Genomic DNA, 18,343 nt, shown 5'->3' with positions numbered 1-18,343 from the left:
CCTATGGAAAAGCTAATCGCACAGATAAAACAAGGTAAAGTGTGGCCGTTTCCAGGTGGCATTCATCCACCGGGACAAAAAACAATTTCCAACAGTCAAGCAATCGCCCGTTTACCTTTGCCTGACAAACTCGTTGTGCCATTAAAACAACATATTGGTGCTAACGGTCAACTGATCGTCGAAAAAGGCCAACAGGTACTTAAAGGGCAAGCACTTACAAAGCCTGTTGCGAATTGGTCGGTGCCAATACACGCCCCCACTTCTGGTACTATTACTGATATTTGCCAAATGCCGTCTGCGCATCCATCGGCATTGCCTGAATTGTGTGTAATTATTGAGCCCGATGGCCAAGATAGCTGGTGTGCGTTAGCACCGGTGACAACACCAAGCCAGCTTTCTCACGAGCAACTTATCGATATAATTCATGACCGTGGTATTGCCGGTATGGGCGGTGCAGGATTCCCAACTTATATTAAAGCAGATAGTCGCAAAGCAATTGAGTATTTTATTGTTAATGCAGTGGAATGTGAGCCCTATATTACTGCTGATGATGTACTAATGCGTGAGCATGCTGCAGGCATTATTGCTGGCATAGAGATCATGCAGCAATTGCTTACACCAACACTTACTATCGTTGGTATAGAAGATAACAAACCAGAGGCCATCGCAGCCATGCAGGCAGCGGCTGAGTATAATGACAAAATAATCATTCAAACAGTTCCTACTGTTTATCCTTCTGGTGGTGAAAAGCAATTAATTAAGCTACTTACCAATAAAGAAGTCCCTAGTGGGGGAATTCCAGCAGATATCGGTGTGTTAGTACAAAACGTCGGCACTTTATTTGCTGTTCATCAAGCTGTCTATGAAGGTAAGCCACTAATTGAACGTGTTATTACGGTAACAGGTAATACAATTCATAATCCGGGTAATGTATGGGCTTTATTAGGCACTGAAATAAAACATCTACTTGATTGCCAAGGCTTTTCACCAGTGCCACAGCAACGCGTTGTAATGGGCGGCCCTATGATGGGCTTTACTTTGCCAACGGTGCGTATCGGCGTGGTAAAAACCACTAACTGTATTTTAGCCCCAGATCATGATGAGCTGGCAGAGCCCGGCCCTGAAAAAGCCTGTATTCGTTGTAGTGCTTGTGCTGATGCCTGCCCTGCTTCACTGTTGCCTCAGCAATTACAATGGTTTGCTAAATCAAAAGAATACGACAAACTGAAAGAGCATAACCTGTTTGATTGTATTGAATGCGGTGCTTGCGCGTATGTGTGCCCAAGTGAAATTCCGCTGGTGCAGTATTACCGTGTGGCTAAAGTTGAAATAAAAGAACAGCAAGCTGAGCAAGTTAAAGCTGAACGTGCGAAAGAGCGCTTTGAACTTCGAAAACAACGCCTAGAGCGGGAGCAAGAAGCACGACAAAATCGCCATAAACGCAAACCAGCTGCTGAAAAATCGGCTGACGAAAAACAAAAAATTGCCGATGCTCTAGCACGCGTTAAAAACAAACCAGCAAAAGATGACGACAAATCAGCTGTGGCCGCTGCAATTGCTCGCGCCAAAGCTAAAAAACAAAATCAAGAAGCAACGCTTGAACCAGATAACAGTGACGTAGCATTAGAGCGCGCAGCGCGCAAAGAGCAAGCTCGCAAATACAAAGAGCAAAAAGCCGCAAGCAGTACAGCTGCTGATCCGGATGATAAAAAGTCAGCCGTGGCCGCTGCGATTGCCCGCGCTAAAGCGAAAAAAGCGGCGGCATCAGAAGATGAAAGCGATAACACGACTGCTGCACCTACTGATGATAAAAAAGCCGCTGTAGCCGCTGCAATTGCTCGTGCTAAAGCAAAAAAGGCAGCACAAGCAGCAAGCGTAGAAAACGACAACTCTGAAAGTGAAGTCGCTACAGCCTCACCTGCCGATGATAAAAAAGCCGCTGTCGCTGCTGCTATTGCTCGTGCAAAAGCGAAAAAGGCAGCACAGGCTGAACCAGCAGCAAGCGTAGAAAACGACAACTCTAAAAGTGAAGTCGCTACAGCCTCACCTGCCGATGATAAAAAAGCCGCTGTCGCTGCCGCCATTGCCCGCGCTAAAGCGAAAAAGGCTGCAAAAGCTGAACAAGCGGCTAGCGTAGAAAACGACAATTCTGAAAGTGAAATCACTACAGCCTCACCTACTGATGATAAAAAAGCCGCTGTCGCTGCTGCTATTGCTCGTGCAAAAGCGAAAAAGGCAGCACAAGCAGCAAGCGTAGAAAACGACAACTCTGAAAGTGAAGTCACTACAGCCTCACCTGCCGATGATAAAAAAGCCGCTGTCGCTGCAGCTATTGCCCGCGCGAAAGCGAAAAAGGCTGCAAAAGCTGAACAAGCGGCTAGCGAAGAAAACGACGATGCTGAAAATGAAACTTCGGCTACAGCGATAAACGAAGCTGAAATCGCTGAAGATAAACCAGAACAGACCGCACAAGATAAGAAAAAGGCCGCTGTTGCCGCTGCGATTGCCCGTGCAAAGGCTAAAAAATTACAACAAGAAGGAAGTGATAAGTAATGAAGCTAACGATGGCCAGTTCGCCGCATAGCCACAGTCATAAATCACTTAGCAGGTTGATGCAAACAGTGATCTTAGCCTGTATTCCTGGACTTATCGCACAACTGTATTTTTTTGGTACGGGTGTATTGATCCAGCTAATTTTAGCGTTAGTCACGGTTAGTATCAGTGAAGCCATTATTATGCTTATTCGCAAGCGCCCTGTATGGCCTGCGCTTGGAGATGGCAGTGCATGGCTTACTGCGGTCTTATTAGCATTAAGTATTCCGCCACTCGCCCCATGGTGGGTTATTGTGATCGGTAGCTTTTTTGCCATCGTCATTGTTAAACAGCTCTATGGTGGCCTTGGTTTCAATTTATTTAACCCTGCCATGGCTGCATACGTGTTATTGCTTATTTCGTTCCCTGTGCAAATGACCACTTGGATGCCAGTTAGTGACTTACTGGCAAACCCAATTAGTCTTACTCAACAGCTTAGCGTTATTTTTAATGGCTTTACCAGTGCAGGTTTTAGTGTTGATCAACTTAGAGTTGGGGTTGATGGCGTAACAATGGCCACACCTTTGGATACCATCAAGACTGATATCGCTCATGGTTTAACCGTATCTGAAAGCATGCAAGCCGCTATTTTTAATAGTTGGTTAGGACAAGGTTGGGGCTGGGTAAATCTTGGCTTTTTAATCGGTGGCTTATACCTTATTAAAGCCAAAGTTATAAATTGGCATATCCCAGTTGGTGTACTTGCATCAATTGCTGTGTGCAGCGCAATTGGTTATATCGCAGCACCTGGTACTGAGCCTGGTATGGTATTTCATTTATTTAGTGGCGCAACCATGTTAGGGGCCTTTTTCATAGCCACGGATCCGGTTTCGGCAGCTACCACTAATCGCGGCCGGTTAATTTACGGCGCATTGATTGGTTTATTAGTTTATTTGATCCGTACTTTTGGCGGTTACCCAGATGCCATGGCCTTTGCTGTGTTACTACTCAATATGGCCGTGCCACTGATAGACTATTACACTCAACCACGTACTTATGGCCATGGGGTGAATAAATGATTATTTCATCAATGACAAAAAATGGCGCTATTTTAGCCCTGTTTGCCCTGCTCACTACCGGCGCTGTTGGTATTATCCATAACCTCACGGCTGACAGTATTGCAGAGCAAGAGCGCAAACAACTTTCATTACAGCTGCAAGATGTACTCGCCCCTAATTTTTACGATAATACTCTTTATCAAGATTGTGCCATCATTGATGATCCACTACTTGGTAATAAACCACAAACCGTTTATCGTGCTCGCAAGGGTGGCCAACCTGTTGCTTTAGTAATGCGCCACGTGACGCCAAAAGGTTATAGCGGCGATATAAGTTTATTAACTGCCGTATTTGCAAACGGGGACGTTGCCGGAGTACGTGTTACTAAACACGAAGAAACGCCTGGTCTTGGTGATAAAGTAGAAATGAAAAAATCTCTTTGGATCACCTCATTTAAAGATAAAACTGTACTTGATGACGACGATACTCGCTGGGCAGTAAAAAAAGATGGCGGAGACTTTGATCAATTCACTGGCGCTACCATTACACCACGCGCCGTGGTTGGCTCAGTAAAACACGCTGTGTTATTCTCAAAAAACAATTTCGATGCGGTATTTAGTGCTGATAACGCATGCCAAATAGGTGAGCCATGAGCCAATTAAAAGAACTGTTTAACGAAGGAATGTGGAAAAACAACCCTGCCCTCGTGCAATTACTCGGTTTGTGCCCACTACTGGCCGTCACATCAACGATAACCAATGCGATGGGCCTCGGTTTAGCCACTCTGCTGGTATTAGTTGGCTCGAACGTCACAATTTCTGCGGTGCGTAATTTCGTGCCAAAAGATATCCGCATTCCTGTATTTGTGATGTTTATCGCAGGCTTTGTAACCATAGTGCAGCTATTAATGAATGCCTATACGTTTGGCTTATATCAATCGCTAGGAATATTTATTCCACTGATAGTTACTAACTGCGCTATTATCGGCCGCGCTGAAGCGTATGCCTCTAAGAATCCGATTCATTTATCAGCGTTTGACGGTTTAATGATGGGCTCTGGCTTTATGGTAGTACTGGTTGTGCTTGGCGCAATGCGTGAGTTGATCGGCCAAGGTACCTTATTTGATGGCGCCGATTTACTACTGGGCCCATGGGCATCGGTTTTACGCATTGAAGTATTTAGTTTTGATAATCAATTTTTGCTCGCTATTTTACCACCCGGTGCATTTTTAGGTTTGGGCTTACTGATTGCTGCTAAAAATGTCATTGATGCGCAAATAAAAGCAAAACAAGTAGCACCACCAGTGGCCGAAAAAGGCCCACGAGCAAGGGTCACCAGTTTAACTTAAGGGGAAGCGCACAGTATTTACTGTGCGTTTAAGTTGCATGAATAAAGAAAAACGATACGAAATACTCTCTCGCTTGCGCGAGCAAAACCCACATCCAGAAACCGAGCTTGAATATTCAAGCCCGTTTGAACTGTTAGTTGCGGTAACGCTATCAGCACAAGCAACTGACGTTGGCGTCAATAAAGCCACCCGTAAGCTCTTTCCCGTAGCCAATACGCCGCAAGCAATTTTAGATTTAGGCCACGATAAACTTCGCGATTATATTAAAACCATTGGTTTGTTTAATTCTAAAGCTGCCAATGTGTACAAAATGTGCCAAATTTTAGTTGATAAGCACAACAGCGAAGTGCCTGAGAATCGTGAAGCCCTAGAAGCCCTACCCGGCGTTGGCCGTAAAACTGCCAATGTGGTACTCAACACCGCCTTCGGCTGGCCGACAATCGCGGTAGATACCCACATAGACCGCGTATCAAACCGCACTAAATTTGCTATGGGTAAGAACGTTGTTGAAGTAGAAAAAAAGCTATTAAAAGTTGTACCAGCAGAGTTTAAAGTAGATGTACATCACTGGCTCATTTTACATGGACGTTATACCTGTGTGGCGCGTAAGCCAAAGTGTGGCAGCTGTATAATTGAAGATTTATGTGAGTTTAAAGAAAAGACTGAGTAACTAATTTTTAATTGAAATATTAAGATAATCATACGATATGTGCCCTACGTATGATTATCTTAATTTGAAAACCTCAAATAAACGCTTAACCTTTAAACATTACCGGACATAAACTCTATACTCCCAAGGCGCCAACTTAAGGCTTGCGTCTTCAGTAAGCGTTGCCTTTTGTTTGCTAAATAGCTCTGTATATACTCCAGCTGTTTGTAGACCCATAAATTGAATATCTTGCTCTTTATCAGAAAAATTAATCACAACAAACACTTTATCTTTGGTATTTTCGCGGATAAAACTAAACACCTCTGTCGGATTAGTATTATAAATACGCTCCATTGTCGCGCCATATTTACCATGCCACAACGCACTATTTTGTTTCTGCAAAGCTAAGAGCTTCTGAATCAATGGCTTAAATTTATGTTCTTTCCATTCGATAGGATCTTTTTCAAAAAACTCAAGCCGCTTAATATTCCCAGCTTCAAGTCCATTATAAATTAATGGCATACCTTCACCGACAATAGACAATACGATTGCTGTCGCTACTTTTTCTTCGCTACCATAACGCTCAAACACGGTTCCTTCCCATGAATTAGCATCGTGATTTGAAACATACGTCATCCGATAGCTATTTTTCGGATACGCTCCCTCATTCCATGAATAGTATACAAACAATCTATTTAAATCAGCGTGACCACTTAAAATATCATGAATAGCTTCCTGCCAAGACCATGCATAAGTAGCATCAAAAGCTTTAGCATGTAAATCACGCATTTCCCATTCAGCTAACATAAAAACGGGCTTGATCGCGTCTAGCTCCGCCCTAACGTTTTCCCAAAAATCGAGAGGAACAAAACCAGCTACATCACATCGATAACCATCAATATTTACTTCTTTGACCCAATACTTCATTGCATCAGTCATGTATTCACGCATTTCTGGTACGTTATAATCAAAGTCGATTATGTCTGACCAATCCCACCACGGCGTAGGTTGAAAATTACCTTGCGAATTTTTTGTATACCAATTTGGATGCTTATGTCTTAATTCATTATCCCAAGCACTATGATTTGCTACCCAATCTAGAATAACGTACATACCTAATTCGTGAGCAGCGTTAACAAAGCTTTTTAAGTCATCTAAGGTACCAAACTCAGGATTAACACCGTAGTAATCTTTTACTGAATAAGGGCTACCCAGCGACCCTTTTCTGTTTTCTTCGCCAATCGGATGAATCGGCATTAACCAAAGAATATCGACGCCAAGTTCTTTTAATCGTGGTAGTTGATGCTCAGCGGCTGCAAATGTTCCTTCAGGTGTGAACTGTCGCGTATTAATTTGATAAAAACTTGCGTTCTTACTCCACAGAGGATGCGTTAACTTCACATATTCTTGTGGAACATAATTAGAGGAAATATTTGTTGTCTTAGTTTTTTTACTTATATTAGTGCAGGCACACAGCCCTAAAAATAGTAATATTATTGAAAGGTTTTTCATTTATAAAGCCCCTTAAACGATTAAGTTTTAACAATATGCGATGTAGTGAAATTATTTTCAACAAACTATTAACATGAATACGTATGTAAGTCTTAATGCCTATCTACGATAATTATCATTCGGTTGGCCTACCATCGCTGTAGATACGCATATATTCCGTGTATCAAACCGTACTAAGCTTGCCATGGGTAAGAACGTTGTTGAAGTAGAAAAAAGTTTTTAAAAGTTGTACCAGCAGAGTTTAAAGTCGATGTCTATCACTGGCTCATTCTTCACGGGCGTTATACTTGCGTAGCACGTAAACCAAAATGTGGCAGTTGTATTATTGAGATTTATGTGAGTTTAAAAATAAAACAGATTAGTCCTAGGTCTTTTACTAGCTATGTTGAAACTGCGGTTTTGCTCATTTTACGCTATAAACCTCTCCAGTTTAATTAAACCACTACATATCTGGAAATTCCCCGTTTTAGCAAGAGTCCATCACACCAAGTTATTGAGCTTCATGTTTAAGCCAATCGATAAATAATTCAACTTTTTTGGCGTTTTGATTTTTAAGTGTGGCTACGTAGTACCTTTGTTGACAAGATACTTCTTTTCCGGGAAATGGCTTAATCAATTCGCCTGAGATGATTCTTTTCTGAACTAAGCTGTGCCTGCCCATTGCAATACCTGCATTATTTATAGCGGCAATAACCGCCAAATCAGATCGATCAAAACCCATACTCGGTATCTGTTTAATTGGCTCAATGCCATATGTCTTTGCCCAAGACTCCCACTCATCCAGGTTAGAGTCGTAATTCCAAGCTTGGTTGTCATGCAGCAATGTGCATTTATGTAAATTTTGTACACCTGCCTCTAAATCGTGTTTTTTCGCATAGTCCGGTGTACATACTGGGGAAATAGACTCTGACATTATCTGCTGATACCAAAATTTTTGTGGCGTTTTATCATCAAAATAGATAGCGACATCGATGCCGTGTCCATAAAAGTTGATATTTTCGTTTCCCGTCAAGATATTAAGTCCAATTGCAGGATGTAACTCTTTGAATTTATAGATACGAGGCACTAACCAGCACTGCGCAAAAGATGGACGTGAATAGATGGTGAGCGTTCCTGATATCTCACCATCTCGTACTTCTAGGATTTCTTGATTTAATGTGTTTAGAGATTGTTTTAAGGTGCGATAAATTCGCTCCCCTTCAGAGGTTAGGCTTATTTTTCTGTGGGAACGTTTAAATAATTGGATCCCAAGTTCATCTTCTAGTCCATTGATGCGGTGTGATATCGCGCTTGGTGTTATTGACAATTCTTCTGCTGATAAAGAAAAAGAACAGTGTCTGGCAGCAACTTCAAATGTATGAAGCTTGGAGAGCTGAGAGCTATTTAACCGCTGATTCTTAGCAAAAATGTTATCCTTGGTATACATGAAGCCACCTTTCAGAATGAAGCCCGCCTATTACGTCCATTATCAAGCACGCTGGTTTTGTATGAGTTAATCTAACTTAAATATCTGAATAAATCCAAATTATCAATTAAATAACGCTGTTGTTTTAATATAGCTCATGCATGTGTGAATTTTGATCGCTTGTCATCATTTTGTATCTTTTGTTTAATGCGTCTAAATCAAACAGTAAACACAAGCTAACAAGATGAAATTGCAACTCTGGTTAGTCAGGGTAATGCGGCGCAACAATGACAGAACTTTTTAAATATTATACGACTGATACATTTATAGTTTCTTTTTTAACTTTGGAAGATACCTTCCTGCTGTCGTACATCATCTACGTTTAAGGAATAAAATGAGCACATTAAACATTCAACAACTCTTTACTGATTTCCCTCTGATTAAAAAACTAATCGCCTTAGACGAAGTCTGTTGGTTTAACCCAAATATGACAACTCTGGCTGAAGGTCTCCCTTATGTAGGGCTAAATCAGGCAGATGTAGAGGACGCTAGTGAACGACTCAAAAGGTTTGCTCCTTATCTGGTGAAGGCATTTCCTGAAACCGCCAAAACAAACGGCATTATAGAATCTGATGTTGTTGCTATTCCAACCATAAAAAAGGCTCTTGAACAGCAGTATGACACAGAGATTAGAGGAACATTATTACTGAAAAAAGATAGCCACCTGCCGATTTCGGGTTCAATTAAAGCACGTGGTGGTATCTATGAAGTGTTAACTCATGCCGAAAAGCTAGCAATGCAAGCTAGGTTACTCTCTGAATCCGATGATTACAGCAAACTGTTTAGTAGTGAATTTAGCGCTTTCTTTAAGCAGTTTAGTATCGCTGTGGGTTCTACCGGTAATTTAGGAATGTCTATTGGTATTATAAGCGCGAAACTTGGATTTTCAGTGTCTGTCCATATGTCGGCCGATGCGCGTCAATGGAAAAAGGACAAACTTCGTTCTCATGGCGTAAAAGTTATTGAATACAAAAAAGATTACGGTGTCGCGGTTGCCCAGGGACGTAAGCAAGCGGAAAAAGATCCGACGTGCTTCTTTATTGATGATGAAAACTCGACAACTCTTTTCCTAGGCTATGCCGTTGCTGGAGAACGATTAAAGAAGCAGTTCGAAAAAATGAAAATTCAGGTAGATGAGCAGCATCCACTGTTTGTCTACTTACCTTGCGGAGTGGGCGGCGGTCCTGGTGGCGTGGCGTTTGGTTTAAAAATGGCATTTGGTGACAATGTTCATTGTATCTTTGCGGAGCCCACCCATTCGCCTTGCATGTTATTGGGAGTTCTTACTGGCCTTCATGACAAAATTTCAGTTCAGGATATTGGTATCGATAATATAACTGCTGCTGACGGGCTTGCTGTTGGCCGCGCTTCTGGATTTGTGGGAAGAGCAATGGAAAGGTTACTTGATGGTTTTTATACCATTACTGATGAAAAGATGTATCACCACCTTGGAGAGCTTAATAAATATGAAAATATTCAGTTAGAGCCTTCTGCTTTAGCTGGAATACTGGGCCCTGTCTTGGTATCTGGCAATGAAGAGTATATTCAACGGATCCAACAGAACGATCAAAAACTGAAAAATGCCACCCACTTAGTTTGGGCCACAGGTGGGGGTATGGTTCCTGAAAACGAAATGGCGTCGTATCTCACTCAGTCTGTGCGCTGAATTTAAACAAGCCAGCTGCCAACTGCGCCTTTGTCAAATATTCATTTTCCTGCGCCATATGGCCGCCAAAGAAGACGAAACTTCCGTTTTCAAAAGTAAATTCACGTTCATTTTAGGATGGAAGTTAAGGTCAGTCCAATGAACCTGCAACAAATAAAGTCTATGAAGGGAGCGATTACATCAACAGAGAAAGAAAAATTTAAGCACTACCATCCACATAACACAGGAATGATCACTCATGAAACAAAGACTATTAAAAGCAGCTGTGCTTCCTTTAATGATCGCTTTGCCGTCAGCTGCCAATACTGAAGATGAAGGGGTGACAAACAAAACCAGCTTTAACTTCTATGGCACACTACGCCCGACTTTCGGTATCACCAGCAACGGTAGTGAAGACAGTTGGGACGTCAAGGACGCTCTTTCACGTATCGGCTTCAGCTCCCAAAAAGCACTGGGTAACGGCATGACTGCTTTTGCCACTGGTGAATTCAAGATTGCCATCGATAAAAACGGTGATCTAGGTGAAGCGCGTAAAGCTTTCGTTGGCATCAATGGCGACTTCGGTCGTGTTGCCATAGGTAAGCAGTGGTCCACTATCTACAACATGCTAGGCGATCCGGTCGATATTTTTAACCGCGCCAGCAGCCCACTAGCCTACGATCACATTGGTCCGTATCGCATCAACAACTATGTCTCTTACCGCAAAATCATCGGTGATTTCTCCCTTGCCACAGATGTTCAGATCGATGATGAAAATGAAGCTTCACAGAACACGGATCGCTTCAACACAGGTCTAGCCTACAGCGCCAACAATCTTCGCCTAGCCGTTGCTTACTACATACAGAAAATGGCTGTTGACAAAAAAGAAATACGCGGTGTCAGTGCCGCCAAGAGCTTTGGTGATCTCTACCTAGCCGCCACCTTCACAGATACAGACGACCAGGGCGTAAACAAGACTAGCCTAGACATGGTTGCCGCTTATAAGCTAAGTAATGGCTACAAGCTAAAAATCGGTATATCCGACTTTGACAGCAGCGTTGATGTCACCAGCTTCCGGGCTTACAACGCGACCCTCGAGTGGCACCCTCGCAATGACTTCTACCTTTTCGGTGAAGTGCAGACCATGGATTGGAAAGCTGGCGACAGCACAAACTCCTTTATGGTCGGTCTTCGCTACAACTTTGACTACGGCTTCAAATTTTAAGCTTCGACAACACTGTGTTAATAATTCTCATATTCAGAAAACTGTTAGCTCGCGCCATCAACAGGATGCACTGCTTGTAATAGTTATTCACTGAATCACAATAAATAAAAGAGGTTACAATGGAAAATATTGTCAATATCATCTCTGTAATTAACGGCGTAGTATGGGGCCCACTGATGTTAGTAGCGATCCTCGGGGTTGGGCTATTCCTGATGATTGGATTAAAACTGATGCCCATCATGAAACTGGGCTCCGGTTTCAGACTGTTGTGGAGTGGTCGCACCCCTGACAAAGCAAGAAATATTGAAGGCGAGATCAGCCCATTTAACGCTCTGATGACCTCGCTGTCAGCAACCATCGGTACTGGGAACATCGCTGGTGTGGCAACCGCAATATTTCTTGGTGGTCCGGGTGCGTTATTTTGGATGTGGTGTACTGCCCTTGTTGGTATGGCGACTAAGTTTGCTGAAGCAGTACTGGCGGTGCGTTTTCGTGAAGTCGATGAAGAGGGCAATCACAACGGTGGTCCGATGTACTACATCAAGAACGGACTAGGCAGCAAATGGGCCTGGCTGGGTATGGCATTTGCCCTGTTCGGGGCGCTCGCCAGTTTCGGTATCGGTAACACAGTGCAAGCTAATTCTGTAGCTGCTGCGCTGCAAAGCAACTTCAGTATCCCTACCTGGGCGACAGGTCTTGTCATGATGATTCTCGTCGGTCTAGTATTAATGGGTGGCATCAAGCGTATAGGTGACGTTGCTGGTAAGCTGGTCCCACTGATGGCTTTCTTCTATATCGGTGCCGGCCTTATTGTTCTGGGTATGAACTTCAATGAGATCCCGGCAGCTTTCGCCTTAATCATCGAAAGCGCCTTCAACCCTGTTGCTGCTTCTGGTGGTTTCGCCGGTGCTGCTGTAATGGCAGCAATTCGCTTCGGTGTTGCTCGCGGGGTATTCTCTAACGAAGCGGGTCTAGGTAGTGCGCCAATTGCTCATGCCGCGGCCAAGACCAACAATCCTGTTGCCCAAGGTTTGGTAGCTATGCTAGGTACCTTCATCGATACCTTGCTCATTTGTTCTATCACAGGTCTAGCCATTGTGGTTTCCGGCGCTTGGACTTCAGGTGAAACCGGTGCGGCGCTGACCTCCGCAGCCTTTGCCACGGCTTTACCTGATGTCGGTAACTACATTGTGGCTATCGCCTTGTCAGTCTTCGCCTTCACCACCATCCTAGGTTGGAGTGTCTACGGTGAAAAATGTGTCCAATACATATTGGGGATCAAAGCCGTCATTCCATTCCGTATTATGTGGGTTGTCGTTGTACCGATAGGCGCAATGGGATCGTTGGACTTCATCTGGCTGCTTGCCGATACCATGAACGCTCTGATGGCTATTCCTAACCTTATCGCCCTAGCACTGTTGAGCCCAGTAGTATTCAAGCTAACGCGTGAATACTTCACCAATGGCGAAAAGAAAGTTATCAGCGAATAAGTCAAAGCTGAGCGTCAGCAAGGCTAAACTCAATTTAACCGACGCTTAACACGTAGCCAGGCCACATTAGTCATTTTTTTAGTACGGCCTGATCACGTAAAGCTTGTAATGAACTCCGACCAAAAAGGTAAATATGCATTCATGAATTGGTTAGTAGACGCCGTATCGCCAAAGCCTATAAGAATAATATTTTGTTAATGAGAGTATCAGCAGGCATTAAACCACATTACAAATCGATAGTGAGCTTCGTGACCAAAATACTTGAACTGATTGAACCTGTGTTTAAAAAAGTATTGATAATATCCGATGAAAAAGTTTGATTGGGTATAATTATGAATAGCGAATGCTGGGCCGAAGGCTAAAAACCAAGGACGGTTTTTATAAAAAACGCATATCCACTAAATTTATTTGACGTTTAATTTGAATTGCCAAGCATCACCCTGTTTATTTTCACACTACCTAAAAATGAGCGGTAAATATAAAAATACAAACTTTAGGATAAGGGTCTACATTATTCCCCCAAGTATAAAGAGAAGATAGATTAGATAAATAAGGACTAAAATCTATCGTTCACACAGGCTCAATTTCGATATCATTTAACAAAATTTGAATATAATATTTTATGTGTACAAATGTCAGAGTAATTATTAGAACATTTTCAAAGTATTAATTTCACAAGTCTCAATCCTTTCGTTATGCTGTTGAGCATTATGAAATTTTATTGCGAGAATTCTTATGTTACCTATACTTCGTATCTTGTTAATTGAGCAAGACCCCGCCACCTTGCAAGAGCTTTCTACTAATCTGTCGAAAACCATCCCAAATTTTGAGCGAGATGATATTCATATCGATATTATTGAGCGTCTTGAGCTAAAACAAGCATTGGACATTGTAGAGGAAGATGGCGATATTCAGGCCGTAGTGCTTAGCTGGGATTTGCAAAATAAGGTTGGCGAACGCACTTATAGTCGCTTTATCGAGCAGTTAAAGGGGATCCGCCTTGAGTTGCCTGTTTATGTTATTGGCGATGATACGAAAGGGCTAGAAATAGTTAATGAGTCGGAGGAGATTGAGTCTTTCTTCTTTAAAGATGAGGTGATTTCTGATCCTGAAGCAATTTTAGGCTATATGATCAACGATTTCGATGACCGCTCAGAAACCCCATTTTGGACGGCGTATCGCCGTTATGTTGGCGAAGCGAACGACTCTTGGCATACACCGGGACACAGCGGTGGCTCTAGCTTTAGAAACTCCCCTTATATCAAAGATTTTTATCAGTTTTATGGTCGTAATGTGTTCGTTGGCGATCTGTCGGTTTCAGTGGACTCGTTAGGTTCATTGTCAGATAGCACCAATACAATTGGCCGTGCGCAAGAGTCAGCAGCGGCGACGTTTGAGGTTAAGCATACCTATTTCGTTACCAATGGATCGTCTACCTCAAATAAAATCATCTTGCAGACATTGCTGCGCAAGGGCGATAAAGTGATTATCGACCGCAATTGCCATAAGTCTGTGCACTATGGCATTTTACAATCAGCGAGTTTACCTGTTTATTTGTCGAGTATTTTAAATCCAAAATATGGCATCTTCGCGCCGCCGTCGTTGGCCGACATTAAACAGGCGATAGAACAAAATACCGATGCGAAATTGCTGGTTCTTACGGGTTGTACTTACGATGGCCTACTGAGCGATCTGAAACAGGTGGTCGATTTTGCCCATCAACATAGTATTAAAGTATTTATTGACGAAGCGTGGTTTGCTTACTCCCTGTTTCATCCAAGCCTACGATACTATTCCGCCATTCATGCTGGCGCTGACTACGTCACCCATTCAGCACATAAAGTGGTATCGGCGTTTTCTCAGGCGTCTTATATTCATGTTAACGATCCCGATTTCGATGCTGATTTCTTTCGCGAGATTTACAGTATTTACGCCAGTACATCGCCAAAATATCAGCTTATCGCATCGCTTGACGTGTGCCAAAAGCAGTTAGAGATGGAAGGCTATAAGTTACTCAATGCTTTGTTGAACCATGTGGAAGAATTTAAACAACAGATGGCTTCACTCAAGCAAATTAAAGTGCTAGGTAAACAAGACTTTATGGAAATATTTCCGCACTTTAGTGGTGATAACATGGGTCACGATCCGCTAAAAATTCTCATCGATATTAGCGAATTACCTTATTCATTAAAGGATATTCATAAATATTTGCTGGATGAAATTGGCCTAGAAATAGAGAAGTACACTCACAGCACCATCTTAGTATTACTGACGCTTGGCGGCACGCGCTCAAAAATAATTCGTCTTTATAATGCGCTCAAAAAACTCGACAGCGGTAAAGTGAAGTTGTCAAAATCGACGCGACGATCTCGCTTGCCTGAGAATCTACCAGCCATAGACTTAGCGTGTATTCCAAGCGATGCCTTTTATGGCGAGCGCGAATCTGTGCCTATCGGTAAAAGTAACAACCGTATTTGTGCCGGTTTAGTCACCCCCTATCCGCCAGGCATTCCTCTTTTGGTCCCGGGACAGCATATTACAGAGGAACATATAGAGTACCTTAAAGAGTTAGCAGGACAAGGTTTGACGATTCAAGGGAGTTTTGATGGTGAAATCTATGTTCTTAAGGGCAAAGTTCAAAAGTAAAAATATACTTTAATACAGTCGAACTCCTTATAACGAAACAGCAATGTCACACGATATTGCTGTTTAGTGCGTTATAATTCTAGGCCACGTTAATAGAACTTGGTGTGCTAAGCTAATGTTAATATTAGGTAATATCACGTCAGAATTTAAAGATAAGACAGAGTAAATAATACGAAGTATAGTAGATTAAAGAACTGACCCTGACACTACAAAAATAAATGAAGCGGATGCGTAATAATGCTAGTTAAGAACAAAAAAACGCTTACTTTAATGCGCATTGCTGCATTTATTGTCACCATCATGAGCATATACTTTTTTGCCCCTTGGCAGTTTGCTTTATATTACTTGCAACCGCTACCGGCGACGATCAAAGAACAAACACAAGAGGCTATTGAACAAGGAGTCGATGGCATTATTGTGTATATTCATAGACAAGGACAGCAACCTGAATCTTTTGCAAACGGTTGGCATAATCGAGATCAAAAAATCCCCGCTTCTGCTACTGCTTTGTTTAAGATTGGCAGTATCCGTAAGCTGTATGATGCATCAGCCTTAACAAAACTTGCCTCTGCTGGACTAATTGATGTGGATAAAACACTGGCTGATTATCTTCCATCGTTAATTGGACGCATTGAAAATGCAGATAAGATAACACTACGAATGATGGTAAAGCACAGAAGTGGCATACCCAATTACACAGACACTGATCATTTTGATTGGTCAATCACCTACCCCGACCCGCTTGCATTAGTACTCGATACTCCCGCTGACTTTAGTCCTAATGCTGATTACGGCTATTCTAATACTAATTATTTGTTGCTGCGGAAAATCATGTCTAATGTGCTGGGTTATGACCATAACCAATTTATTAAAAACGAGATTTTAACGCCATTGGGCTTAACGAATACCTTCGAGTCTGTAAATGAGATAAATTTAGCGCTATTAATGAGTGGCTATTATGTTGGCTACGAAAATGATTTTAAAGCACTTGATCAAGGGTATGTGGCAACAGCACAAGATGTGGGCGACTTTATTGTGGCATTAAATAATGGCACATTTTTTAGTGAACAAGAGCAAGCTTTGTATGCATCACTCTATAAATATGAGCACACAGGTTGGGTATTAGGGTATTCAAGCATTGCTCGTTATTATAAAGATATCGATACAGTCGTTGTGCAGTTTATAAATACTAATGGCAATGATACTGTGTTGCTCACAGAAATAATTTATAATCGGATTATTGATATTTTAACAGCGCAGCAGTAGTTACAGAGTAGCTGCGTTATCAAAAATTTATGTGAATTTTAAAGAGGGTTTAAATGCGTTTATTACACACCATGTTACGGGTTGCTGATCTAGATAAATCAATTGCGTTTTATACTCAAGTACTCGGCATGAAAGAGTTACGCCGTGCTGATAACGAAGAGTATCGCTATACCCTAGCCTTCGTAGGCTATGGCGATGAAAAAGACACAGCAGTACTTGAGCTGACCTATAACTGGGATACCGACAGCTATGATTTAGGCAATGCCTATGGTCATATCGCGATTGAGTTTGATGATATCTATAAAGCCTGTGCTGATATCAAGGCCGCTGGCGGCAATGTTAGCCGTGAGCCAGGACCTGTTAAAGGCGGCACAACAGAAATTGCTTTTGTAAAAGATCCAGATGGCTACTCAATTGAATTAATTCAGAAGAAAGAAAATATGAGTAAATTTTAGCAAATATATGTAATAGGTTTGCTAATCCGCTTTTTATTTATTTAAGCTCAACTCTGATACGATATTAAAAAAGGTGCTGTATGCACCTTTTTATCGTAATTGACTGTCTTTACTGCCACGTCGGTTAAACCCTTTAGAAAGCGTGCCTTTACCTTCTAGTTCAGCTTGGCAACTTACACAATACTTCACACCAGGTAACGCGAGCCTTCGTGCTTGTAGTATTGGTTCATCACATTCTTCACATAGCTCGGCACTAGCTCCAGAAACTAAATTACTTCTAGCATATTGCACAGCATCATTAACGCTGGCATCAATTTGATCTTGAATTGCACCCTCTCGTGCCCATCCACTTGCCATATAACCTCCTATTTATTTGGACGTTTATATGTACGCTAACATAGATGAAGTTTATTTAAGCTGAATATAAGAAAGGGAAAGATACTAATAAAATTTAGGAATTATTATATAAAAGATTTAATTTTTAGATTTTAACTTGGATGAATAATTCTGAAGTAACTATAGAAATGCAGTTAAATTGATGTTACAGGCTTTTTAATAAAAGCCATCTTACTAATAAATAGTAAGTTTCGTCCCAAGAGATTAGTACTCTTGTTAACGTTGTGTATAGAGAGTGCAGTGTCACACTTCCTTGCACATTACTTAAAAAAAGTAAATGGCGTCCCCAAGGGGATTCGAACCCCTGTTACCGCCGTGAAAGGGCGGTGTCCTAGGCCTCTAGACGATGGGGACACAGAATATGTGTCACTAGGACAACTGAATGGTTTAACTCGTTTCAGGCGAGCTGCTTAATAACACTGCACTTCCTTATTTAACATAAGTAAGTGGCGTCCCCAAGAGATTAGTACTCTTGTTAACGTCGTGCATAGAGAGTGCGGTGTCACACTGCTTTATACATTACTTAAAATAAGTAAGTGGCGTCCCCAAGGGGATTCGAACCCCTGTTACCGCCGTGAAAGGGCGGTGTCCTAGGCCTCTAGACGATGGGGACACAGAATATGTGTCACTAGGACGACTGAATAGTTTAACTCGTT

At 42.1% G+C, this 18,343-nt stretch carries 14 protein-coding genes, 2 tRNA genes and 1 pseudogene; 12 read left to right on the top strand and 5 right to left on the bottom strand.

What is annotated here, in order from left to right:
* Window positions 1-3: 3 nt before the first annotated feature.
* From rsxC to nth, 5 genes are read left to right on the top strand one after another with little or no spacing between them, the layout of a single operon-like run.
* Window positions 4-2,553, top strand: coding sequence for an electron transport complex subunit RsxC (gene rsxC / locus H5162_RS06455; RefSeq protein WP_182777973.1), 2,550 nt, complete (start codon window positions 4-6; stop codon window positions 2,551-2,553).
* The gene (gene rsxD, locus H5162_RS06450; RefSeq protein ID WP_182760209.1) at window positions 2,553-3,611 is read left to right on the top strand and encodes an electron transport complex subunit RsxD; all 1,059 of its coding nucleotides are present in this window, start codon (window positions 2,553-2,555) and stop codon (window positions 3,609-3,611) included. Before rsxC ends, rsxD begins: the two co-directional genes overlap by 1 nt.
* Window positions 3,608-4,243 (top strand): electron transport complex subunit RsxG, encoded by a 636-nt coding sequence (rsxG, locus tag H5162_RS06445; protein ID WP_182760208.1) that lies wholly within the window; start codon window positions 3,608-3,610, stop codon window positions 4,241-4,243. Before rsxD ends, rsxG begins: the two co-directional genes overlap by 4 nt.
* On the top strand, window positions 4,240-4,938 hold the full coding sequence (locus tag H5162_RS06440; protein WP_145240717.1) for an electron transport complex subunit E: 699 nt from the start codon (window positions 4,240-4,242) through the stop codon (window positions 4,936-4,938). Before rsxG ends, H5162_RS06440 begins: the two co-directional genes overlap by 4 nt.
* 37 nt (window positions 4,939-4,975) lie before the next feature.
* Complete coding sequence (gene nth / locus H5162_RS06435; RefSeq protein ID WP_145240715.1) at window positions 4,976-5,608, top strand: endonuclease III; 633 nt, start codon at window positions 4,976-4,978, stop codon at window positions 5,606-5,608.
* 99 nt (window positions 5,609-5,707) lie between these two features.
* Here the strand turns inward: nth and H5162_RS06430 are convergent, their stop codons facing one another.
* Window positions 5,708-7,099: an alpha-amylase family glycosyl hydrolase gene (locus H5162_RS06430; protein WP_182777971.1), complete on the bottom strand. Its 1,392-nt coding sequence runs from the start codon at window positions 7,097-7,099 to the stop codon at window positions 5,708-5,710.
* A gap of 115 nt (window positions 7,100-7,214) precedes the next feature.
* Between H5162_RS06430 and H5162_RS06425 the strand changes: the two are divergent.
* Window positions 7,215-7,461 (top strand): annotated as a pseudogene (locus H5162_RS06425) (endonuclease III); the annotation flags it as partial.
* Window positions 7,462-7,589: 128 nt separating this feature from the next.
* On the opposite strand, the gene dsdC reads toward H5162_RS06425, so the two are convergent.
* The gene (gene dsdC, locus H5162_RS06420; RefSeq protein WP_182760207.1) at window positions 7,590-8,525 is read right to left on the bottom strand and encodes a DNA-binding transcriptional regulator DsdC; all 936 of its coding nucleotides are present in this window, start codon (window positions 8,523-8,525) and stop codon (window positions 7,590-7,592) included.
* Window positions 8,526-8,898: 373 nt separating this feature from the next.
* Between dsdC and H5162_RS06415 the strand changes: the two genes are divergently transcribed.
* From H5162_RS06415 to gloA, 6 genes are all read left to right on the top strand, one after another.
* A complete protein-coding gene (locus tag H5162_RS06415) occupies window positions 8,899-10,230 on the top strand; it encodes a D-serine ammonia-lyase (protein WP_182777969.1) in 1,332 nt (443 codons plus the stop codon).
* 238 nt (window positions 10,231-10,468) lie between these two features.
* Entirely contained in the window at window positions 10,469-11,434 is a 966-nt protein-coding gene (locus H5162_RS06410) for a porin (protein WP_182777967.1), read from the top strand.
* Between the two features lie 119 nt (window positions 11,435-11,553).
* Complete coding sequence (locus H5162_RS06405) at window positions 11,554-12,924, top strand: sodium:alanine symporter family protein (RefSeq protein WP_182760204.1); 1,371 nt, start codon at window positions 11,554-11,556, stop codon at window positions 12,922-12,924.
* A gap of 735 nt (window positions 12,925-13,659) precedes the next feature.
* The gene (locus tag H5162_RS06400; RefSeq protein ID WP_182777965.1) at window positions 13,660-15,570 is read left to right on the top strand and encodes an aminotransferase class V-fold PLP-dependent enzyme; all 1,911 of its coding nucleotides are present in this window, start codon (window positions 13,660-13,662) and stop codon (window positions 15,568-15,570) included.
* 234 nt (window positions 15,571-15,804) lie between these two features.
* Entirely contained in the window at window positions 15,805-16,836 is a 1,032-nt protein-coding gene (locus tag H5162_RS06395; protein WP_182777983.1) for a serine hydrolase, read from the top strand.
* Between the two features lie 53 nt (window positions 16,837-16,889).
* A complete protein-coding gene (gloA, locus tag H5162_RS06390; protein WP_145240703.1) occupies window positions 16,890-17,291 on the top strand; it encodes a lactoylglutathione lyase in 402 nt (133 codons plus the stop codon).
* Window positions 17,292-17,381: 90 nt separating this feature from the next.
* Here gloA and H5162_RS06385 read toward each other — a convergent pair whose 3' ends face one another.
* From H5162_RS06385 to H5162_RS06375, 3 genes are all read right to left on the bottom strand, one after another.
* Window positions 17,382-17,648 (bottom strand): DksA/TraR family C4-type zinc finger protein, encoded by a 267-nt coding sequence (locus tag H5162_RS06385; RefSeq protein WP_145240701.1) that lies wholly within the window; start codon window positions 17,646-17,648, stop codon window positions 17,382-17,384.
* A 317-nt stretch (window positions 17,649-17,965) separates the two neighbouring features.
* Window positions 17,966-18,041 (bottom strand) — tRNA-Glu (locus tag H5162_RS06380).
* A gap of 183 nt (window positions 18,042-18,224) precedes the next feature.
* Window positions 18,225-18,300: transfer RNA gene (locus tag H5162_RS06375), tRNA-Glu, on the bottom strand.
* Between the last annotated feature and the right edge of the window lie 43 nt (window positions 18,301-18,343).

This window comes from Pseudoalteromonas sp. SR41-8 (assembly GCF_014163915.1).
Lineage (GTDB): Bacteria > Pseudomonadota > Gammaproteobacteria > Enterobacterales > Alteromonadaceae > Pseudoalteromonas > Pseudoalteromonas rhizosphaerae.
Note: the sequence above shows the minus strand (reverse complement) of the source record. Positions and strands in the feature narration are given on the sequence as shown.